This is a genomic window from Enterobacter sp. A8 (genome assembly GCF_004296595.1).
Lineage (GTDB): Bacteria > Pseudomonadota > Gammaproteobacteria > Enterobacterales > Enterobacteriaceae > Enterobacter > Enterobacter cloacae.
On sequence record NZ_SCMF01000002.1, the window covers coordinates 472,999 to 494,437 of the forward strand.

At 58.9% G+C, this 21,439-nt stretch carries 20 protein-coding genes; 7 read left to right on the plus strand and 13 right to left on the minus strand.

Annotated features, from left to right (window positions below; all coding sequences use genetic code 11):
- Window positions 1–17 precede the first annotated feature (17 nt).
- Genes EQV24_RS10320 through EQV24_RS10330 form a run of 3 tightly spaced genes read right to left on the minus strand, consistent with a single transcriptional unit; the run spans window position 18 to window position 3,062 of the window.
- Window positions 18–881 (minus strand): HlyD family secretion protein, encoded by an 864-nt coding sequence (locus EQV24_RS10320; RefSeq protein ID WP_130626540.1) that lies wholly within the window; start codon window positions 879–881, stop codon window positions 18–20.
- The gene (locus EQV24_RS10325) at window positions 878–1,093 is read right to left on the minus strand and encodes a DUF1656 domain-containing protein (RefSeq protein ID WP_058683118.1); all 216 of its coding nucleotides are present in this window, start codon (window positions 1,091–1,093) and stop codon (window positions 878–880) included. The genes EQV24_RS10320 and EQV24_RS10325 overlap by 4 nt, the downstream gene beginning before the upstream one ends.
- Window positions 1,083–3,062 carry an FUSC family protein gene (locus EQV24_RS10330; protein ID WP_130626541.1) on the minus strand — a complete coding sequence of 660 codons (1,980 nt, stop codon included), beginning with the start codon at window positions 3,060–3,062 and terminating at the stop codon, window positions 1,083–1,085. The genes EQV24_RS10325 and EQV24_RS10330 overlap by 11 nt, the downstream gene beginning before the upstream one ends.
- A gap of 76 nt (window positions 3,063–3,138) precedes the next feature.
- On the opposite strand from EQV24_RS10330, the gene EQV24_RS10335 reads away from it, so the two are divergent.
- On the plus strand, window positions 3,139–3,933 hold the full coding sequence (locus EQV24_RS10335; RefSeq protein WP_058661403.1) for a helix-turn-helix transcriptional regulator: 795 nt from the start codon (window positions 3,139–3,141) through the stop codon (window positions 3,931–3,933).
- Here the strand turns inward: EQV24_RS10335 and EQV24_RS10340 are convergent.
- Entirely contained in the window at window positions 3,930–4,820 is an 891-nt protein-coding gene (locus tag EQV24_RS10340) for an oxidoreductase (RefSeq protein ID WP_038418860.1), read from the minus strand. The two genes, EQV24_RS10335 and EQV24_RS10340, sit on opposite strands and share 4 nt — an antisense overlap.
- 105 nt (window positions 4,821–4,925) lie before the next feature.
- Between EQV24_RS10340 and EQV24_RS10345 the strand changes: the two genes are divergently transcribed.
- Window positions 4,926–6,047 carry a YbdK family carboxylate-amine ligase gene (locus EQV24_RS10345; protein ID WP_023620415.1) on the plus strand — a complete coding sequence of 374 codons (1,122 nt, stop codon included), beginning with the start codon at window positions 4,926–4,928 and terminating at the stop codon, window positions 6,045–6,047.
- Here EQV24_RS10345 and EQV24_RS10350 read toward each other — a convergent pair.
- From EQV24_RS10350 to EQV24_RS10360, 3 genes are all read right to left on the minus strand, one after another.
- On the minus strand, window positions 5,998–9,132 hold the full coding sequence (locus EQV24_RS10350) for an efflux RND transporter permease subunit (protein ID WP_130626542.1): 3,135 nt from the start codon (window positions 9,130–9,132) through the stop codon (window positions 5,998–6,000). The genes EQV24_RS10345 and EQV24_RS10350 overlap by 50 nt on opposite strands.
- A 9-nt stretch (window positions 9,133–9,141) precedes the next feature.
- A complete protein-coding gene (locus EQV24_RS10355; RefSeq protein ID WP_130626543.1) occupies window positions 9,142–10,206 on the minus strand; it encodes an efflux RND transporter periplasmic adaptor subunit in 1,065 nt (354 codons plus the stop codon).
- 105 nt (window positions 10,207–10,311) lie between these two features.
- A complete protein-coding gene (locus tag EQV24_RS10360; protein ID WP_129327636.1) occupies window positions 10,312–13,020 on the minus strand; it encodes a cation-transporting P-type ATPase in 2,709 nt (902 codons plus the stop codon).
- Between the two features lie 489 nt (window positions 13,021–13,509).
- Between EQV24_RS10360 and EQV24_RS10365 the strand changes: the two genes are divergently transcribed.
- Window positions 13,510–13,758 (plus strand): DUF1158 domain-containing protein, encoded by a 249-nt coding sequence (locus EQV24_RS10365; protein ID WP_013097677.1) that lies wholly within the window; start codon window positions 13,510–13,512, stop codon window positions 13,756–13,758.
- 47 nt (window positions 13,759–13,805) lie between these two features.
- Here the strand turns inward: EQV24_RS10365 and EQV24_RS10370 are convergent, their stop codons facing one another.
- A complete protein-coding gene (locus EQV24_RS10370; protein WP_014830972.1) occupies window positions 13,806–14,147 on the minus strand; it encodes a RamA family antibiotic efflux transcriptional regulator in 342 nt (113 codons plus the stop codon).
- 32 nt (window positions 14,148–14,179) lie between these two features.
- Window positions 14,180–15,283, minus strand: coding sequence for an MBL fold metallo-hydrolase (locus tag EQV24_RS10375; RefSeq protein ID WP_130626544.1), 1,104 nt, complete (start codon window positions 15,281–15,283; stop codon window positions 14,180–14,182).
- Between the two features lie 190 nt (window positions 15,284–15,473).
- Here EQV24_RS10375 and EQV24_RS10380 point away from each other — a divergent pair, with 190 nt between their 5' ends.
- The 3 genes from EQV24_RS10380 (at window position 15,474) to nfsB (ending at window position 17,196) form a co-directional block, all read left to right on the plus strand.
- Window positions 15,474–16,064 (plus strand): TetR/AcrR family transcriptional regulator, encoded by a 591-nt coding sequence (locus tag EQV24_RS10380; protein ID WP_013097680.1) that lies wholly within the window; start codon window positions 15,474–15,476, stop codon window positions 16,062–16,064.
- Window positions 16,054–16,422: an MmcQ/YjbR family DNA-binding protein gene (locus EQV24_RS10385; RefSeq protein WP_062856610.1), complete on the plus strand. Its 369-nt coding sequence runs from the start codon at window positions 16,054–16,056 to the stop codon at window positions 16,420–16,422. The genes EQV24_RS10380 and EQV24_RS10385 overlap by 11 nt, the downstream gene beginning before the upstream one ends.
- 120 nt (window positions 16,423–16,542) lie before the next feature.
- A complete protein-coding gene (nfsB, locus tag EQV24_RS10390) occupies window positions 16,543–17,196 on the plus strand; it encodes an oxygen-insensitive NAD(P)H nitroreductase (protein ID WP_013097682.1) in 654 nt (217 codons plus the stop codon).
- 36 nt (window positions 17,197–17,232) lie between these two features.
- On the opposite strand, the gene EQV24_RS10395 is transcribed toward nfsB, so the two are convergent.
- From EQV24_RS10395 to EQV24_RS10410, 4 genes are all read right to left on the minus strand, one after another.
- Window positions 17,233–17,520, minus strand: coding sequence for a helix-turn-helix transcriptional regulator (locus EQV24_RS10395; protein ID WP_013097683.1), 288 nt, complete (start codon window positions 17,518–17,520; stop codon window positions 17,233–17,235).
- Complete coding sequence (locus EQV24_RS10400; RefSeq protein ID WP_130626545.1) at window positions 17,501–17,830, minus strand: type II toxin-antitoxin system RelE/ParE family toxin; 330 nt, start codon at window positions 17,828–17,830, stop codon at window positions 17,501–17,503. Before EQV24_RS10400 ends, EQV24_RS10395 begins: the two co-directional genes overlap by 20 nt.
- A 139-nt stretch (window positions 17,831–17,969) precedes the next feature.
- Window positions 17,970–19,004 (minus strand): hypothetical protein, encoded by a 1,035-nt coding sequence (locus EQV24_RS10405; protein WP_044158814.1) that lies wholly within the window; start codon window positions 19,002–19,004, stop codon window positions 17,970–17,972.
- Complete coding sequence (locus EQV24_RS10410; RefSeq protein ID WP_013097685.1) at window positions 19,001–19,870, minus strand: helix-turn-helix transcriptional regulator; 870 nt, start codon at window positions 19,868–19,870, stop codon at window positions 19,001–19,003. The genes EQV24_RS10405 and EQV24_RS10410 overlap by 4 nt, the downstream gene beginning before the upstream one ends.
- Before the next feature lie 107 nt (window positions 19,871–19,977).
- On the opposite strand from EQV24_RS10410, the gene EQV24_RS10415 reads away from it, so the two are divergent.
- Entirely contained in the window at window positions 19,978–21,414 is a 1,437-nt protein-coding gene (locus EQV24_RS10415; RefSeq protein ID WP_029882609.1) for an MFS transporter, read from the plus strand.
- Window positions 21,415–21,439: the final 25 nt, after the last annotated feature.

Consider the following 21,439-nt stretch of genomic DNA (forward strand, 5'->3'; position numbering starts at 1 on the left):
GGCTGACTATCCCCAGATTATTGTCCCACCGCCACGCTCGCCGACAGGCCCGCCACCAGCTCAACTCCCTTCGGTAAGCTGTCGATATGAATGCGCACCGGCACGCGCTGCGCCAGCCGCACCCAGTTGAAGGTTGGCTCCACGTCGGGCAGACCCAGCCCGCCGGTCTCGTCGTTGTTATCGCCAATCCCATGACCGATGCTCTCCACGTGCCCCGTGAGGACAGGGTCATAACCCATCAGCGCCACCTGCGCGCTATCCCCCACGCGGATATGGCGCAGTTTGGTCTCTTCAAAATACCCCACCACCCAAAAGCTGTGGGCATCAACGATGGACACCTTTGTCTCCCCCGCTGTCGCATAATCGCCAGGGCGAAGCCGCAGATGCGTGACGTATCCCGAGACTGGCGAGCGAACGGTGGCGTGAGCCAGATTAAGCTCGGCCAGCGCCAGCGCGGCAAGTGCGCCATGATAATTGGCCACCGCGACGTTCGCTGCACTGCCAGTTTGCTGCAAATCCTCGCGGGAGATGGCATCCTTAATCTGCGTGCGTCGCCGGGCGGCATCCTGGCGCATCAGCATCTCATGGCGTTTTGACTCTACATCCGCCTGCGCGCTGGCCACCGCCAGTTTGAGCCAGCGCGGATCGATGCTGTAGAGCACATCGCCCTGGTTTACCCACTGATTATCCCGCACCGCCACGCTGATAACCGGCCCGGAGACGTCCGGCGCTATCTGCACCACATCCGCCCGCACGCGTCCGTCGCGGGTCCACGGGGTCTGGGCGTAATGTTTCCACAAGATAAACGCCAGACACGTTGCCGCCGCAACGGCGCTGAGCGTCAGCGCATAACGGCCCAGCAGAGAAAGTAATGCTTTCATATCAATAACCCCAACGCGGTTAACCCCTGCATGAGCAGGTAAAAGGTGACGATCCAGGTTGAAACATCCATCAGCGGGCGACACGGCAAACGGCGGTAAAGCCTGCTGAGAGAGAAAAGCGGTATGAGAAGCAGCGTGCAGACCAGTGCCACGAGCGCCACCATCAGTAACCCGGGGAGCAATACGCCCCCGACATTGAGATCATTGACCATCGTCCGGCCCCCGTAATGCGCAGTGGAGATCCACCAGCCTGCCGATAACCTGCCGCGTTTGTTCATCAGCCGCAGGCAAACGGCAGCCAATGGCGGCGGCGAGGCGTTCACGTAAGGCGGCGGTGTCTGACGTCGTCGTCAGTTGATAAAGCAGCGCGTTGATCTCCGGCGGCGTGTCAGTACGGCGGAGGTGTCGCACCGAGAGGCCAATCCGCAGCGCGTGCAACAGTCGGTTAAGCGCCTGTTCGGTAGCGTGCCCACTGCGCGGCAAACGCGGCAGTAACAGGGCCGCCCTGTCGATCATCAGATTGATCCAGTGGGTTTCATCGCTCTGCATTTTTCCTTTCACGCTGCGGCGGATATCGCGCTGACACACCCTCAGCAGCCGGTTGATGGCGGCGTCGGCCTGCACGGTTTGCAGCAGGCTCATGCTGATGACGGCAAAACCGGTCGCGAAAAAGAGAGCAATGGCGGTGTTTAGCGCCGCGGCGAAATCGCCGCTGTAGCGCGCGCTTAGCTCCGATAGCACCGGCAGCGTGAGGGTGATCCCCATCGCCATAAAGGTGGTGGGTGGGCGCGCCTGCAGCGACCCGGCCAGCAGATACGCTGGCGCAAGTACCGCCACCAGCACGGCGAAATCACTCACCTGTGGAAGTAGCGCAAAACTATAGAGCAGGCTTATCACTACGCCCCAGATGCTGCCGATGATGTATTTCACGAGGTGCGGCGCCGGGGTGTCGAAGCTGCCGAACAGCGTGCAGCAGACACCGAGGATCGAAACTGCCGTGCCGCCGTCGGGCCAGGCGGAGTAAATCCAGACCAGACAACCGCTCAGGATGATGACGAACGCCCCCAGCGCCGTGCGCGCGGCGGTAAGCGGATCGCGGTGGAAGACGTAGCCTTTGATCGCGCTGCTCTGTACGCGATCGGACGCAAACTGGCTGTGGTGGATCGCATCTGAAAGACGATCGCACTGTTGCAAAAGAAGCACGGCCTCCGTCAGATAACGGGTAAAACTTGCCCGCTCCACCTCTTTCAGGCTCCGCGCCCGGGAAGCATCGCGCTCAGCGACCTGCTGGCAACGCTTAATGAGGGCGTCTGCCAGCTGTTTTCGTTGTTCTTCATCGTCACAGGCAAGCCAGGCCTGGACATCGTCCAGCACGGTTTGCAGTTCAGCGGGCATTGTCGCCGTCAGGGGTAAGCGGTCACGCAGTTCACAGTTCACCATAATCAACCGCGCCAGCCGGTCATGAATGGCTTTTCGGGCCTGGCGTACCGGAACGGCAAGGGCGAAATCGTACGGGATATGATGGCTCATTCCCTGCAGGAACTGCAGCGACAGCGCAAAATGCAGGGGCGACGTCACCGTACCGGGTTTGCCCGCTAACGTGTCGGCTACCCGCTCGCGTGCGGTGCGCAGCGTCTGCGATAAGGCGCTGTTGAACTGCGCGGAGATACGCGCAGGCAATACATAGCGGTGAATCACCGCCGCGCAGAAGATACCAATCGCAATCTCCTGCACCCGAACGACGGCGATGTTAAAAATCGCACCGGGCTCAGAGACCGCCGGGAAACCAATCAGGCTCGCGGTGTAACCTGCCAGCACAAAGGCATAGGCCCGGGGCGTGCGTTCCAGCAGGGATAACCAAAGACAGAACGTGATCCACCCCGTCAGCACCACGCTGCAAACCATCGGCATATTTGCGAAGGTGGGCACGATCAGCACGGTGGCACAGGCCCCCGTTACGGTTCCGGCCAGACGGTAAAGGCTCCTGCTGAGCGATGCCCCCACCGACGTCTGCGACACAATGTAAACGGTAATAATGGCCCATGAGGGGCGGTCGAGACCGATCGACAGCGCAATGTAATACGCCAGCATCGCGGCAGCAAATGTCCTTGCGGAATAGAGCAGCGCGCGGGCATCGCTTTGCAGCGCGGCAGGTAAATATCGAGAGATGAGGATGTTCATGCCGGGATTATTACCGGCTTGTCAGCGCGCTTAAATACTCTATTCTGTCAAAAAATACCTAAATATTGCCATAAGCATGAAACCTCAACTTGCTAATACGCTCTATGACCCTGACGCCACAGCCTCTCCTGCCGTGGCGCGTCATCTGGACTTCGTGGACTACGCTGCAGAAGTGCCGGTACACATCCACCGCAAGGGGCAGCTGATTATTGCCCGCTATGGCGCGGTCAGTTGTTATGCAGAAAACGATATCTGGATCGTGCCGCCAGACTGCGCGGTCTGGATCCCCGGTGGCATTCCGCATAGTGCCAAAGCGACCTGGAACGCCCATCTCAACTATCTGTTTATTGAGCCCGGTGCCGCGGCGCTCCCGGCGCGATGCTGCATCCTGGCGATTTCGCCGTTGATTAAGGAACTGGTTGACCGTTTAACCCGCGAAGAGGTTGATTATCCGCCGGACAGCCACGCGGCAAGACTCACCCGGGTAACGCTTGATGAACTGGTCAGCATGCCGCAGCAAAAGCTGAGCCTGCCGGTTTCGGCGCATCCCAAAATACGCGCGATGGCCGACGCGCTGGTCAGCCACCCTGAGGACAGAAGCACCCTGAAAGACTGGGCCAAACGGCTGGCGCTCAGCGAACGATCCTTTGCGCGTCTGATGCAGCGCGAGACCGGGCTGAGCTTTGGGCGATGGCGGCAGCAGTTGCACCTGATTATCGCCCTGCAGGAGCTGGCGAGCGGTGCCCCGGTGCAGAATGTGGCAACAAAACTCGGGTATGAATCCGTGAATGCGTTTATCACCATGTTTCGCAAAGCAATGGGCACCACGCCCGCGCACTACTTTGCCGAACGGAAAAACAGTGGCCGTTAGCCCGGCCCCTCGCTCCCCGCCGCCAGCAGCGGCACTATCACATCGCTGATGGGCACCGGAATACCGTGCGCGCGGCCATAGCGCTGGATCACGCCGTTGCGGATATCCCACTCCAGTGGGCGGTTGGCCTGACGGTCGGCAAGGATCGAGGTGCCTAAATCGGCCGGGGCGCGCTGGAAGTTCGCCAGGATCTCCTGCGCAACGTCATCATTGAGCGCTGCCCCCTCGGCACGGGCGACAGCAAGGCCTTCGCGCAGATACGCCAGCCCCAGCGCGCTGATGTCCTCGCGCGAAAACATCCCGGCACGACGGTTGGCCAGCACCATTAGCCCGGCCACCGCGTTTTGCAGCAGCTTGCGCCAGGCGACAGTGGCGAAATCAGCCGACAGCTCAACCGCACAGCGTGTGCCCTGCAACGCGTCTACCACCCGTTTTGCCTGCGGAACGTCCGGCAGCGTCAGGCGCGGTTTGGCACGCAACCAGACCGACGCATCCGGCTCACGCTGCGCCGGGAACCAGACCACCGACGGCAGCACCGTTGCGCCATTAACCCACGGCTCCAATTGGGCTTTCTGCTCCACGCCGTTTTGCAGGGCGCAGACCACCGTGTTTTCATCGCACAGGGCGCGCAGCCACCCGGCGCTGTCGGCGTTCTGAGTCGTTTTCACCGCCACAAAAACCAGATCGGCGGGACGCGTGACGACAGACGGGTCGGTTAATACCGGACCCGGCACGACCGTTTCACCTTCGTCGTCGCGCAGACGCAGTTCAGGATGTGCGGTGCGTCCGCACAACTGCGGCGTGCGGCCAGCGTCATGTAGCACCGCGGCGATAGTGGTACCAATTGCACCAGGACCAATCAGCGCAATCACTGGATTGTCAGACATGGTTAACTCCCCTTTTCGCTAAGCCTGCTAACAGTTATACCACTGTAAAAAGTGAGCGCCACGTCGTTGTCTATACTCAACACACGACAGACAACGGAGTACGCCATGCCTTTACCCGATTTCAAATCCTCTGAACCCTATACCCTTGGCATCGAACTCGAGCTGCAGGTGGTTAACCCACCGGGATACGATCTGAGCCAGGACTCTTCCGCGCTTATCGCCGCCGTTAAAGACGACATCAAAGGCGGTGAAGTTAAACACGATATCACCGAAAGCATGCTTGAGATTGCCACCGGTGTGTGCCAGAACATCGATCAGGCGGCGGCACAGTTCTCCATGATGCAGCAGAGCATTTTGCGGGCGGCGGCGGAGCATCATATTCAGATCTGCGGCGGCGGGACGCATCCGTTCCAGAAGTGGCAGCGGCAGGAGGTGTGCGATGACGAGCGCTACAACATCACGCTGGAGCGCTTTGGCTATCTGATTTTACAGGCGACGGTGTTTGGCCAGCACGTGCATGTCGGGTGCCGGACCGGCGATGACGCGATTTATCTGCTGCATGGCCTGTCACGCTTTGTCCCGCACTTTATCGCCCTGGCCGCCGCATCACCCTACATGCAGGGCACGGACACGAAGTTTGCCTCCTCGCGACTCAATATCTTTTCCGGGTTCCCGGATAACGGGCAGATGCCGTGGGTCAACAACTGGCAGGAGTTCGAGGGGCTGTTTCGCCGCCTGAGCTCAACCAGCATGATCGACAGCATTAAAGATCTGCACTGGGACATCCGCCCCAGCCCACATTTTGGCACCGTTGAGGTGCGGGTGATGGATACGCCGCTGACGCTCGGCCATGCGATCAATATCGCCGGGCTGATCCAGGCGACATCCCACTGGCTGCTGACCACCCGGCCGTATAAGCATCAGGAGAGGGATTTTCTGCTGTATCGCTTTAACCGTTTTCAGGCGTGTCGCTACGGGCTTGAGGGCATACTGACGGACGTGCATACCGGCGAGCATAAGACGGTGGCGGAAGATCTTGCCTGGCTGCTGGAGCAGGTTGCGCCATCGGCCGAGAAACTCGGCGCGACGAGCGCGATTAAGGAACTTGCCCTGCTGTTAAAGCAGGGCAAGAGCGAGGCGCAGCGCATGCGGGACTTTATCGCCGACGGCGGCTCGCTTATTTCTCTGGTTCAGAAGCACTGCGAGCTGTGGGCGACGAGTCCGTAAGGCCGTGCCCCCACTCGCGCAGGCGCTGGAACAGCACAAACAGTGCGGGGATGAACAGGATCCCCACCACGGTCGCCACCAGCATACCGCTGAATACCGTAGTACCAATGATGCGACGGCTTTGGGCACCCGCCCCGGTCGCCAGCATCATTGGCAGGACGCCAATAATGAACGATACCGCCGTCATCATTACCGCACGGAAGCGGCGTGATGCCCCCTCGCGAGCCGCATCGACAATCGCTATCCCCTCCATGCGCCGCGCGCGGGCAAACTCGACGATAAGGATCGCGTTCTTGGCAGCAAGGGCTATCAGCAACACCAGGCCAATCTGCACATACACGTCGTTGGCGTAGCCGGCTATCCACAGCCAGACCAGCGCCCCGCCGATGGCGAACAGCACCGAGAGCATTACGCTCGCCGGAAGCGTCCAGCTCTCGTACTGGGCAACGAGGAACAGCCACGCCATCACCACCGCCGCAAGCACAATCCATATCGCCTGATTGCCGGTCTGCTGCTCCTGATACGACATGCCGCTCCAGGCATAGTCGTAGCCGGCTGGCAGGTTTTCTGCCAGAATTTCGCCCATCACCGCCATCGCGGTGCTGCTGCTCACCCCTTCCGCCGCGGAACCGCTCACCGACACCGACGGAAACTGGTTGTACTGCTGCAGGAACGGCGCGCCAACGGTGGGCGTGATGGTCACGAGATTACTCAGGCGCACCCGCTCACCGTTGTTGCTGCGCACAAACAGCTCGCTGATTTGCCCGGCGCGCTCGCGCCACTGCATCTCATTTTGCATCACCACGTGGTAGACGCGGTTGTTGACGCTGAAATCGCCGGCACGCGTGCCGCCAAATGCGGTCTGCAGGCTGCTGAAGATGCGTGACACCGGTACGTCGAGACGCGCCGCGCGCTCGCGGTCAACGGTCAGCGTCAGCTGCGGCACGTTGCTGCTCCAGGTGGTGAATACGCGGCTCAGCTGCGGATGCTGGTTGGCTTTCACCAGCACCTCGCGGGTGATGCGCTCCAGCTCCGCCGGACTCTGCCCCGCCTGCGCCTGAATACGCAGGTCGAAGCCGGAAGCATTGCCCAGCCCCGGCAGCGTCGGCGGGGCAAAGGTCATGATGGTTGCTTCCGGCAGCGCCAGCAGTTGGCGCTGAAGGGTACCCATCACTTCATCCAGCGGCGGACGCTCGCTCCAGTCCTTCAGCATGATGGAGATAAACCCGCCGTTGGAGGCGCTGGTGCCGTTGAGGATGTTAAACCCGGAGACCTGAATCACGTCTTCCACCGCCGGATGTTTAGCAATTAATTCGCGTGCCGTAGCCATCACCGCCTCGGTGCGCTCCAGCGATGCCGCTTCCGGCAGCTGAACGCTGGCGAAGAAGTAGCCCTGATCTTCCTGCGGCAGGAAGCCTTTAGGCATCGACATAAAGCTGAACACCACCACAGCCGCCGCGCCTGCGGTGGCCAGTAGTGCCAGCCACGGACGAAGGGTGAATATACTCACCATGCGGGAGTAGAGGCTACGCGTGGCCTCCAGCCCCCGGTTGAAGCCGCGGAAAATCGCCGCGGGCTGCGCCGGACGCGGACGCAGCAGCAGCGCACACAGCGCGGGCGTCAGCGTCAGCGCCACCAGGCTTGAGAGCGTTACGGCGGTGGAGAGCGTGACCGCAAACTGGCGGTACAGCTCGCCGACAATCCCCGGCAGCAGCGCCACCGGCACGAATACCGCCAGCAGCACCAGCGTCGTCGCGATCACCGGCCCGGCAATCTGGCGCAGCGCCAGCGCTGTCGCCGCAGTCCGGCTCTGCCCTTCCGCCATCAGCGTTTCGACGCTCTCCACCACCACGATGGCGTCATCCACCACCATGGTCAGCGCCAGAATAATGGCGAACAGGCTGAGCGTGTTGGCGGAATAGCCAAGCGTGTAAAGCACCGCAAAGGTGCCCACCAGCGACACCGGAATGGCAAGGGCGACAATCAGCGTGGCGCGCCAGCTCTGCAGGAACAGGGAAACGACCACCACAACCGCCAGCATCGTCAGCGCCAGGGAGACGCCAATCTCTTTAATGGTGGCAGCCACGAAGGTGGTGGTGTCGAATTTCACCTCATAAACCAGGTCGTCCGGGAAGCGCGTCGAGAGACGCTCCAGCTCTGCACGCACCGCCCCGGCGACGCGCAGGGCGTTAGCAGACGGAGTGGGGTAAATACCAAGGTAGGCGGAGTCATGTCCGTTCAACTGCGCGCCGGAGCTGTAGCTGCGCGAGCCAAGTTCGATGGTGGCAACGTCCTGCAGGCGTACCAGTTGCCCCATCTCGCCCGCGCGGATGATGATGTTGGCAAACTCTTCTGCCTGGTTTAAGCGCCCCAGCCCGTTGATGGTCAGGGTCTGCTGCTGGCCGTTAAAGACCGGTGGTGTACCGACCTGGCCTGCCGCGCCCTGCACGTTCTGCTCGCGCAGCGCCTGCGCCACGTCGTCGGTGGTGACGTTGAGCGCGTTCATGCGATCGGGCCGCAGCCAGATGCGCATGCTGTAGTCGCGCGCACCAAACATCTGTACCTGGCCGACGCCGGGCAAACGGGACAGCGCCTCGCGCACCTGAGTGCTGGCGTAGTTGCTGACAAACAGCGGCGTGTGGGTGTTTTGCGGTGAGTAAAGACTTACCCCCATCATCAGATTGGTGGCGCGCTTGCGCACCTGCACGCCGTTTTGCTGTGCCTCGGCCGGTAGCTGTGCCGTGGCCTGCGACACGCGGTTTTGCACGTCGATGGCGGCCAGATCCGGGTCTGTCCCGGCAGCAAACGTGATGTTCAGGCTGTAGGTGCCTTCATCCGAACTGGTGGACTCCATATACAGCATGTGATCCACGCCGTTAAGCTGGGTCTCCAGCGGCGTGGCGATGGCCTCGGCCACGTCAGCCGCGCTGGCCCCCGGCCATGACGCTGACACATTCACGACCGGCGGCGTGATCTGCGGATACTGCTCCACCGGGATCAGCTTCAGCGCGATAGCCCCCAACAGGGTAATGACCAGCGCAATCACCATCGCAAAGCGCGGGCGTTTGATGAAAAACGTCAGCATGATGGCTCCTTAATTCAGTATCTGGACGGCAGCGCCGGGCTGAACACGCTGCACGCCGTCAGCGATCGCTCGCTCACCAGGCTGTACGCCAGAGGCGATCTGGAACTGCTGCCCGATCTGTCCGGCGACCGTCAGCGGACGTTTTTCCGCCTTGCCGTCGGCGTTGACCACCCAGGCGAAGAAACCGTCGTCATTCTGCTGTACGGCAGCGGCGGGCAGCGTCATAACCGGCGTTGCGCTGGCGGGCCGCAGAAAAACATTCACATTGCCGCCGGGCAGCAGCTGATGGCGTGGATTGGCGAATTCGGCGCGCAGCATCACGCTGGCGGTGCGCGGGTCGATGCGGTTGTCCACCGACGTCAGCTCGCCGACGATGCGCTGGCCGTTGCTGTCAATTAACGCCTGCCAGGCCTGCTTCATGGCGCGGAGATCGGTATGCTTGCCGACTTTAGCGGCAAACGCGCCCTCTTCCAGCGCAAAAGCAATGCGGATCGGATCCAGCTGCACCACATCCACCAGTACACCGCTTGCGGGGTTGACCAGGCTGCCGACGTGGAAGTTGCTGTGCCCCACGCGCCCGGCAATCGGTGATGTGATGCGCGTGTACCCCAGCGTCACGTTGCGGGTTTCCAGCCGGGCTTTCGCCTGTTCCAGCGCGGCGCGGGCGACATCGCGCTGCATACGGGCGTTATCCACATCGTGGCGGCTGATGGCGTTGTTGTTGCCCAGGCTTTCAAAACGGGAGAGCTGCTGCTGCGCCTGCCGCAGCGTGGCTTCGGCGCTCGTCACCTCGGCCTGAGCCAGACGCACGGCAGCACGCGGCTCGGCATCATCCAGTTCGAACAGCACGTCGCCTTTTTTCACATATTGCCCGTCGCGGAAGTTGATTTTGGTTATCACGCCTTCCGTGCGTGCTCGCAACTCAACGGTGTGAATCGCCTCGATGCGGCCCGGGATCTGGCGCTCAGCAGCGTGGGTAGTTTGTTCCACGGTGGCAACGCGAACAGGAATGGCGGCGGCAAAGGCAGGTGGCAGGGTGAAGGTAAACAGTGCGAACAGGAGTGGGAATTTCATGGGAGTACCTCAGGGTTGTTGCCCTCACCCCGGCCCTCTCCCACCGGGAGAGGGAGGTCAGGGTCCCCTCTCCCGGTGGGAGAGGGTTAGGGTGAGGGCAAAAGGTTATGCAGCCTTACGGAACCTGCGGGTGAGTCGCTTCTCGATTTCGACGACGAAGAACATCACTCCCGCTACCGCAAGCGTTACGAACCAGTAGCGCAGCGGCAGCGCTTCCGTCCCGAACAGCATCTGCATAAACGGCAGGTAGATGATGGCCGCCTGGAGCAGGAACAGCACGCCGGTAACCAGCCAGATCCCTTTGTTTGCCAGCAGGCCGCGGTTCAGGGAGAACCCTTCGGTGTTGCGGCAGTTAATCATGTACACCCACTGGGCGCAGACCAGCATCTGCAGCAGCACGGTGCGGATGAACTCCGCGCTGTGACCGCGCGGGGCCAGCAGGGCTTCCAGCGCAAAGGCGGCGATGGCAATCATGGTGCCCACAAAGGCCACGCGCCACACGGCGTACGCGTCCATCACGTGCTGCCCGGTCTGACGCGGCGGACGGCGCATGATGTTGCGCTCGGCGGCTTCAAACGCCAGGCCGAAGGAGAGCGTGGCGGAGGTTGCCATGTTCATCCACAGAATCAGTACCGGCGTCAGCGGAATGATATTCCCCGCCAGCAACGCAATCACAATCAATAGCCCCTGCGCCAGGTTAGTTGGCATGATGAACAGAATGGTTTTCTTCAGGTTGTCGTAGACACGACGCCCCTCTTTTACCGCGCTGGCAATGGTGGCGAAGTTATCGTCCGTCAGGACCATGTCCGCCGCCTCTTTGGTCACTTCCGTGCCTTTGATGCCCATCGCAATACCCACGTCCGCCTGACGCAGCGCCGGGGCATCGTTCACGCCGTCGCCGGTCATGCCGACGATCTCGCCTTTGTCCTGCAGCGCTTTCACCAGGCGCAGCTTATGCTCCGGGCTGGTACGGGCGAAGATGTCATACTTCACCGCCGCGTCCGCCAGCTCGGTGTCATCCATCTTCTCCAGCTGGTAGCCGGTCACCGCCTGCTCGCTGTTGGTGATCCCCAGCATCTGGCCAATGCTCATTGCCGTCTGCGGGTGATCGCCGGTGATCATCTTCACGCGGATCCCCGCCTGCTGGCAGGCGTTAATGGCGTCAATGGCTTCCGGGCGCGGTGGATCCATCATCCCGGCGATACCGAGGAAGATCAGACCGTGGCTGAGATCGTCATGCGTCAGCGCCTGCTCGCCGTTTGCCGGTTTGAACGCCGCGGCCACCATACGCAGCCCCTGGCGCGCATAGCGCTCCATCTCGCTTTCCCAGTACGCACGGTCAAACGCCTGCGCACCGTTGCGGGTCTGCTGCTGTGCGCAGAGGGCGAAAATCACATCCGGCGCGCCGGTGATCAGGATCTGCTCCTCACTGCCAATCTGGTAGTGGGTGCTCATGTACTTGTACTGAGAGTCGAACGGGATTTTGTTAATCAACGTGGTCATCACCGGCGCGAGGTGGGCTTTCGCCGCCAGCACCTTCAGCGCGCCTTCGGTCGGCCCACCGGTGATGCCCCACAGGCCACGCTCGTCCTGAATCAGCTGGCTGTCGTTGCACAGGTCGATGGTGCGCAGGTACTGCTCCAGCACGGTGTCCGGCTGGATCTGCATCGGCTCGTCGCTGCCTTCCAGGTAAATGTTGCCCACCGGCTCGTAGCTGTTGCCGTCCACGCGGTAGCAGGCGTCAGCGGTGATGATGGCCTTCACCGTCATTTCGTTCATGGTCAGGGTGCCGGTTTTATCCGAGCAGACCACGGTCATCGCCCCCAGGGTTTCAACCGTTGGCAGCTTGCGGATAATCGCCCGCTTGCGCGCCATCGCCTGCACACCCAGCGAGAGGATAATGGAGATAATCGCCGGCAGACCTTCCGGTACGGACGCCACCGCCAGGCTAATCAGCGAGAGCAGCAGCTCGCCCATTGGGATCTCGCGGAACACCAGGCTGAAGATAAACAGCGCAGCCATCATCGCCAGAATAATGGCGAAGATAGCCTTGCCCAGCTTGTCCATCTGTACCAGCAACGGCGTGCGGTGTTTTTCAATCCCGTCCATCATCTGGTTGATGTGGCCAAGCTCGGTCTCCTGCCCGGTGGCAATCACCACGCCGATCCCCCCACCCGCACTTACGGTGGTGCCCGAGAAGACCAGGTTAGTGCGATCGCCCAGCGGCAGTTCACCGTTCAGCGGGTTGGTGTGTTTATCTACCACCGTTGATTCGCCGGTGAGAATCGCCTCTTCCACGCGTAAATTATGTGCTTCGATTAAGCGCATATCTGCGGGAATACGATCCCCCGCACGTAAAACAATAATATCGCCCGGAACTATTTCAGTTGTGGGTATTGTTTCATGGTTGCCATCGCGAATAACGCGCGCCTCGCTGGAGAGCATATTACGAATACTCTTCAACGATTTTTCCGCGTTGCTTTCCTGAATATGACCAATTAACGCATTGATCACCGCCACGCCTAAAATAACCAGCGTATCAACCCAGTGGCCCATTATTGCCGTTAATACGGCTGCGGCCAGCAGGACATAAATCAGAACATCATTAAAATGGGCTAAAAAACGCAGCCAGGCGGGTTTACCTTTTTTCTCCGGCAGCGCATTCGGGCCATGTTTTTGCATACGCGCCTGCGCCTCTGCACGCTCCAGACCCCTGGCCTGGCTCTGGGTGTGCGCAAGCACCTGCTCTACGGTCTGCTGGTATGCCAGCCCGCCGGAAGGCGGCACGTTCGGGGACAATTTTTTTTCGGTCATCGTATTTTTCCTTCAATATCCGGTGAACTGAAGCCTGAATTCCTTTCGGGCTAAAATAAATTCATTTTAAAGTCTTGCGAGTAAAATTGATCTACCGCAATATAATGACTTCTCGGTTATTCAAAACTGCATAAAACTATTTCGATGAGCCAATTTTTACAAAATATTTCTAAACCAACTTTAAACGAGGAGGAACCATGTTTGGTATTTATCGCGGACGCCGTCTGGCGTTATACATTATCGCAGCCATTGTTATTGCAACGTTAATTGGATATAGCACCTATTCCTTTGTAAAATTATTTTCGTAATCCAGACATTAATTGACATAACGCGATATTGTCTTAATCGCGCGTGAGGATTTATTTTTATTTTACGAATAAGAAGCTGATAAGCGGTGATTATTTCAGTGAAACCGGGTGGGTGGGTTTATATTGCTTTACGTTCCGGGATGCCGGACAATGACATTTTTAACTGACGATTAACATTACGATGAAACACCCGTTAGAATCGCTGCTCACTGCGGGCGGCATTTTATTGCTGGCCCTGCTTTCGTGCCTGCTGCTACCGGCACCCTCTCTCGGGCTGGTGCTGGCGCAGAAGCTGGTTCAGACCTTCCACATGGTCGACCTTAACCAGCTCTACACCATTCTGTTCTGCGTGTGGTTCTTACTGCTCGGCGCCATCGAATTCTTCGTGCTGCGTTTCGTCTGGCGCCGCTGGTTTTCTCTGGCGTCGTAAGCGTGATGCAGGCCCGGTCAGGCGAAACCGCCACCGGGTAAAACAGCTCAGTGTGCCCTGCTGTGGTTCTCTTTACGATACGCCCCAGGCGGCTGGTTGAACGTGCGGGTGAAGATGCGAGTGAAGGTCTGCTGCGAGTCAAACCCGTAACGCAGGCAGATGTCGTATACCCGGGCGTCTGATTCGCGCAGATCCCGCGCCGCCAGCAGCAGCTTGCGTTCACGGATATAGCGCCCCAGACTCTCCCCTTTGTATTGCATAAACAGCCGCTGCAGGTGCCATTTCGAGTAACCCGCATGGCGGGCAATCTCTTCGATACGTAATGGCTGGTGCAGGTTATCGTCGATCCACTCGACGATAGTGTCGATGACTTGAGCGGAAATGGTCATACTGCTCTCCCCTTCAGCTTCCTGATTGATCATTATTCCCACCACTCACGAAATGTTTGCGTGGGATCACTCACCCGGACAGGCTCGCCCAGCGCGGGTGTCAACAGCCGATAATTTTTGTCCTTGCTGGCTTTTGCCAGTTGGATCAGCGGATCGTTCCAGGTATGTTTCGCCAGCACGAAGCGCCCGTTATGTCCCGGCACCACGGCTTTCGCGTTCAGATCCACCGAGGCCTGCGCCGTCTCTTCCGGCAGCATATGGATGTACTTCCAGTCCTGGTCGTACTGACCGTTTTCCATAATGGCTAAATCCACTTCGCCAAACTGCTCGCCGATGGCCTTAAAATGCGGCCCGTAACCTGAATCGCCGCTGTAATAAATCTTCTGTTCGGGCGTAACGAACATAAAACTGCCCCACAGGGTTTGATTGCGCTTGATGCCGCGCCCGGAGAAGTGACGCGCGGGCAGTACATGTACCGTCAGCGCCTCGCTGATGCGCACCGACTGGTTCCAGTCGCGCTCTTCAATAATCTCCGGCTTCATTCCCCAGTAACGCAGGTGCGATCCCACGCCCAGCGGAGTGACCACGCGTTTCACCTTTGGCAGCAGCGCCGTGATGGTGGCGTAATCCAGGTGATCGTAGTGATCGTGCGAAATGATCAGCAGGTCGATCTCCGGCATGCTGATCGCCTGCCAGGGATATTCCCCGGCGAAGGCTTTGTTGAGGAATGAAAACGGCGCGGCGTAATTCCCGAGAACGGGGTCGATAAGGATCCGTTTCCCCGCCAGCTGCATATACCAGGAGGAGTGACCGAGCCACACCAGCGTCTCCTGCTCCCGCGGCAGGCTTGCGAGATCGGTTTTCACCAGCGGCAGCGGCTGTGCAGGACGGGCGTTTTCGGTCTTTTTGGTCAGGAACTCCCACATCGCCACCAGCATATTTTTGTCGCCGTTATAGCCTGGCGTGGGCAACGTATTGTGGAATTTGCCGTCGCGATACTGCGGCGAGGCCTCCACTTCCGTGAGCTGCGCACCCTGCGGTGGCTGGCCAAATCCGGCATTCAGAACAAACGGTAAACTCGCGGCTGAAGCAATAATCATGACAAACACCACGCAGATGAAGAGGGACTTTTTCATATCCTGACCCGAAAACGCGCCCCATCCGATGGTTTGCGCGGGCTGAACTTGATTATGAGTGAGTAAGCACTCATTATAGATATGATGATAAAGTCGTCAAGACGTTTTCGATCTTTGACATTCCGCGTTGCAGCGGGTCAAAGCACGTGTTTCAATCAGGGTTTTTACAATTGACAGGAGGAAAAATTTAGTGGCACGTCCGAAGAGTGAAGATAAAAAACAGGCCTTACTGGACGCCGCAACCGCGGCATTTGCGCAGTCAGGTATTGCCGCCTCAACGGCGTTAATTGCCCGTAAAGCGGGCGTCGCCGAAGGCACCCTGTTCCGCTACTTTGCTACCAAAGACGATCTGCTGAATGCCCTCTACCTGCACCTCAAGCAGGACCTCTGTCAGTCAATGCTCTCTAATCTGGACCGCAGCCTTACCACACCGAAAGAGCATACGCGAAACATCTGGAACAGCTATGTGGACTGGGGGATTCGTAACCCCGTTGCGCATGCGGCAATCCGCCAGATAGGCGTGAGTGAAAAGCTGAGCGCCGAAACGGAACTGGCGGTGAAAGAGATGTTCCCGGAGCTGCATGAACTCTGCCGCCGCTCGGTGCGCCAGGTATTTATGTCCGATGAGTTTAAAACCTTTGGCGATGCGCTTTTCTTATCGCTTGCCGAATCCACAATGGAATTTGCCACCCGAGATCCTTCCCGCGCCGTCGATTTTAAAGCGCTCGGGTTTGAGGTTATGTGGCGCGGGCTTGCCCAGGAAGAGAGCGATGGACAGTAAATCCCTGCAGGAGCACGCCAAACGCGTGGCGCTGGAGCTGCCTTTCACCGAACATTGCTGGCCGTTTGGGCCGGAATACGATGTGTTTAAGATAGGCGGAAAAATTTTTATGCTGATGGCCACCGTACATGGACGGCCCCACGTCAGCCTGAAGTCAGACCCGGAAAAATCGCTGTTAAACCAGCAGATTTATCGCGGGGTGGAACCGGGCTATCACCTCAATAAAAAACACTGGATTTCCCTCTACGGTACCGACGACGTTACGCCAGAGCTGGTGACCGATCTCATCAATGACTCGTGGAATCTGGTGGTGGATAAGCTGCCGAAAAAAGACCAGAAGTGGATCAGACCGGTTTGATTGTTCGTCTGAGACGAACAGTATAAGCGCTCGAATCGCACTTATCTTTTTCCGCGTCTCGCTGTAATCTGCTCTCCTTTCGCGCCCGCGTGCGGGCGAATTTCATTACCAGGAGTTGTTATGGATATTATTTCTGTCGCCCTGAAACGCCACTCCACCAAGGCGTTCGACCCCGCTAAAAAACTGACCGCAGACGAAGCGGAAAAGATCAAAACCCTGCTGCAATACAGCCCGTCCAGCACCAACTCTCAGCCGTGGCACTTTATTGTCGCCAGCACCGAGGAAGGTAAAGCTCGCGTGGCGAAATCTGCCGCAGGCACTTACGTCTTCAACGAGCGCAAAATGCTGGACGCTTCTCACGTGGTGGTGTTCTGCGCAAAAACCGCGATGGACGATGCCTGGCTGGAACGCGTGGTGGATCAGGAAGAGGCCGATGGCCGTTTCAACACGCCAGAAGCCAAAGCGGCGAACCATAAAGGTCGTACCTACTTCGCTGACATGCACCGTGTGGATCTGAAAGATGACGACCAGTGGATGGCGAAACAGGTTTATCTGAACGTGGGTAACTTCCTGCTGGGCGTGGCTGCACTGGGCCTGGATGCGGTACCGATTGAAGGCTTCGACGCCGCGATCCTCGACGAAGAGTTCGGCCTGAAAGAGAAAGGTTTCACCAGCCTGGTGGTGGTGCCGGTTGGGCATCACAGCGTGGAAGATTTCAACGCCACGCTGCCAAAATCTCGCCTGCCGCTGAGCACGATTGTGACTGAGTGCTAATCAGTACTGGCACGCTGGATCCCGGCGTGCCAGCTATTAATAAAGCGTGATCTGCGGATGCTTTACCCCACACACCAACGCATAACGCGTTAAGGTATCCAGACTGGCTCGTGTGATATTTGCTTCCATTCGTGAAACCGTTGGCGCGCTAACCCCCATCCTCTCTGCCACCTGCGCACGCGTCAGTCCGGCCTGGTTTCGCCATTGCGCCAGCATGTCACGCAGACGCGCTTTACGCTCTTCCGCATCAAAAGATGCCTGTACCTCGGAATCACTTAATAACTCTGCTCTTAATTCGTCCCAGTTAATAATCTTCTTGCTCATCTAACATCTCCTGTTGTCTCTTCAGTGCCAGACGGATTTCAGCGGAGGGGGTTTTTTGCGTCTTCTTAATAAAGACCCGCAACAGAAAAATGGTCTTCTCCCGTTGATAGACATAAATTCCGCGACTATGGAGCAGCCCAATTGTTCTTATTTCAAACAAGCCATGTGGCAACGGCTTGCTATCAGGCTCCCTCAATGCGGTTGGATGAGTACGCAATTTATCTAGCTGGCGAATCAACTTCGCCTGTACCACCGCAGGCAATGCGAGGATCTCCTTCCGAACCGCATGATGAACGATAAGTCTGAACATGGTTATTCATCCCTGACGATATTAACATATAAGGCAATTTGCATTAAAGGCTAATTTCACCTTTCGTGATTTACCTTACACGTTTGCGCCAGGATCAACCGAGTCCACGTCGATTCCCTGAATCCTTCTCGCAAAAAACTTACCTGGCCGGGTTACCGGCGTGCCAGATTCGTTCTGCATAGCGCCCAATCACCGCCAGCGACGCCGCGAGGAGCAGGAAGAACACCACTTTGTTCATGCCGTCCCAGAAGTATTCGAAATAGCGGGTGTAGAGGTTAATGGCGAGGAAGGTCAGGCCAAAACCGCGCAGCATGCCGTCGTCGGTTTTAAGGCTGATGTAAATGCAGAGCACCGCCGCCACGGCGAACAGCAGCGCCCACGGCAGCAGCGAAGCCTGCGTAACGCCATACCAGTTATCGATATCGTAGTTGCCGAAAATCGACATGATCCACAGGGCGACAAACAGATACGTGAGCCCCATCGCTTTGCTGGTCGTGTATAGATGGCGCGCCTGCAGCCTTCCGCGCAGCAGCCAGCACAGTGCCAGCAGCGCACCGCCGAAGAAGATAAAGCGTACCGGGTAGTTCATTCCCAGCCAGTAGGCGCCCCAGCCGGACATATAGCCCGTCTCCGCACCAAACCAGTTACCGAGTGAGAGCAGGAAAAACAGCCACACCAGGCCAGAGCGACCAAAGAAGCCCACCAGCCCATAAACCGCACATCCCGCCAGGAACAGCGGTGCGATATGGCCGCTGCCGTTATCCAGCCGCTCCCCGAGTTGCCAGAGCGCGATGGCGGTAAAGAGCACGCCGAGAAAAAGCATGGCTTCAGTGCTGTAATGCCACTGCGTTTCACGCCGCTGTCGGCTGAAGCCCCACAGATAAAACAGCACGGCAACCAGCGCAGGTAGCCCGATGCGGGCGATGGAGGAGAAAGAGAAGAATGCGATAATGCGCGCCATCAGTTCACTGTCGGAGAACAGGCTGCCGATAGCGATGATCACGCAGGCCAGCGCCGTCCAGAAGGCATAGCGGCTGAGCCGCTGCCAGTCCATGGTGACGCGTGTCAAGGTGCCCGCCAGACGCTGATGCTCGTCAGCGCTTAATGTGCCTTCCTGCTGCCACTCGTTGAGCGCGCGGCGCAAAAGCCGCTCCTGTTTTCGGGTTACCTTCATTTTGCCTGCTCCGCCAGCCATTCCATCGCCCGTTCCCCCGCGTCATCCACCGGCAGATAGACCAGTAGCCGCGATCCATTACGCGGTGCAGAGTACCAGTACATCTGCTGCAGGGTAAACTCGCCCAGCTCAGGATGGGTAAACAGCTTGAGCTGGTTCTCCACCCCGCGCACGTCATTGCGCTGATGCCACAGGGTTTTAAATTCTTCAGACACCGCAAAGAAACGCGCCAGTTTCGCTTCCCACAGCGGATCGCCCCGGTGCTCGGCCATCGCCGCGCGGAAATAGGAGACAAAGATCGGCAGCACGTCGTCACGCTTGCCAAGCCGCGCACGCCATGCGGGATGGGTGAGGAAAAGATAAATACAGTTGCGATCTTCCGGCGGGATCGCATTGAAATCGACGCCCATTAAGTGCCCGAAGCTGTCGTTCCACGCCACGATATCGAAGTTGGGTTTCTGGATGCTGGCGGGTTTCGGCATGAGGGTATCAAGCAGGCGACGCGTGCCCTCGCTGATCCCCTCGCAGCCCGTAGCCTGAGGCGCTTCGCCCGGCGGCAATCCGGCCAGCACAAAAAGGTGGCGCGTCTCGGTCGGGGTGCATTGCAGCGCTTTTGCCACTGCCGCCATCACGGTGCTGGAGGGATTAACATCTCTGCCCTGCTCCAGCCACGTGTACCAGGTCACGCCCACGTCAGCCAGCAAAGCCACCTCTTCACGGCGCAGCCCCGGCGTGCGACGGCGGCCGCTGCGCGGCAATCCAAGACGCTGTGGATCAAGGCTCTCACGCCGGGCGCGTAAAAATGCCCCCAGCTGTTTTCGCGTGTCGTCCTTGAGTGAGACAACAGGTTCAGACATCAGCGCCATAACTCCCCCTGCATGGTAGTGCCAGTACCAGTATAAGCAAGAACTGGTACCCGTTTATCAGATCGTTGATGCTACGACCATCTGTTGAATGACGCAATGGAGTTACCATGAATACGTCAGTTGTTTCACCGGGTCGCGCAGGCCTGATATTGCTGTTAACCGGCCAGATGCTGCCGCTGATTGATACCTCGATCACCAACGTAGCGCTGGACGCTATCACCCACTCCTTGCACGCCACCGCCACCGAACTGGAGCTGATTGTCGCGCTCTACGGCGTGGCCTTCGCCGTCTGCCTTGCCCTTGGCAGCAAGCTCGGGGATAACCTCGGGCGCCGTCGTCTGTTTATGTGGGGCGTGGCAAGTTTTGGCCTGGCGTCGCTGCTGTGCGGAATGGCGGGAACCATTGAGCAACTGCTTGCCGCGCGCATCATTCAGGGCGCAGGAGCGGCGCTGATCGTGCCGCAAATCCTCGCCACGCTGCACGTGACGCTAAAAGGCACGGCCCATGCGAAAGCGATTAGCCTGTTTGGCGGTATCGGCGGCATTGCGTTTATCGTCGGGCAGATGGGCGGCGGCTGGCTGGTGTCGGCGGATATCGCCGGGCTGGGCTGGCGTAACGCCTTCTTTATCAACGTGCCCATTTGTCTGGTGGTGCTGGGCTTGAGCCGTCGCTATGTGCCGGAAACCCGTCGCGAGACCCCGTCGCGCATTGACTGGACGGGCACCGTCCTGCTGGCCGTCATTCTCTGCTGCCTGCTGTTTCCGATGGCCCTCGGCCCGCAGTGGCACTGGTCCTGGCCGCTGAAGGCCGCACTGATGGCGATTATCCCGCTGGGGTATCTGATGGTCTTAAATGCCCGTAAAAAAGAGCGTGAGGATGCCCATCCGCTGATCCCGCCGCGTCTGATGCAGCTTCGCAGCATCCGCTTTGGCGTGCTGATTGCGCTGCTCTTTTTCAGCGTCTGGTCCGGGTTTATGTTCTGTATGGCGCTGACCATGCAAACCGGTCTGGGGATGGCGCCGTGGCAGTCGGGGAACAGTTTTATCGCCCTGGGGGTGACCTACTTTATATCGGCATGGTTTGCCCCGCGTCTGATTGCCCGCTACAGCACCAGCTCGATTCTGCTGACCGGGCTGGCGATTCAGATTATCGGCCTGCTGGCGCTGATTGCCACCTTCCGTCTCTGGGGCATGGACAACACGGCGCTGACGCTGGCACCGGCAACCGGGCTGGTTGGCTATGGGCAGGCGCTGATCGTCAACAGCTTCTACCGCATCGGGATGCGCGACATTCAGCCTGACGATGCCGGGGCGGCCAGCGCGATTTTAAGTACACTGCAGCAGGCCGCCCTGGGGCTTGGCCCGGCGATTTTTGGTGCGATACTGCTACACGCGCTGCAAAATCACCACGGCGATTACACCCAGGCGATTAACGTCTTCCTCGCCGTGGAAACCGGCATGATGATCGTGCTGGGGCTGGCAACGTTACGTATGCGCCATCGTCTGTGCCTGCCTGTGGTGAAAACCTGCCACGCCACCAAATAAGCCGCGAATTTGCATAATAGATCCG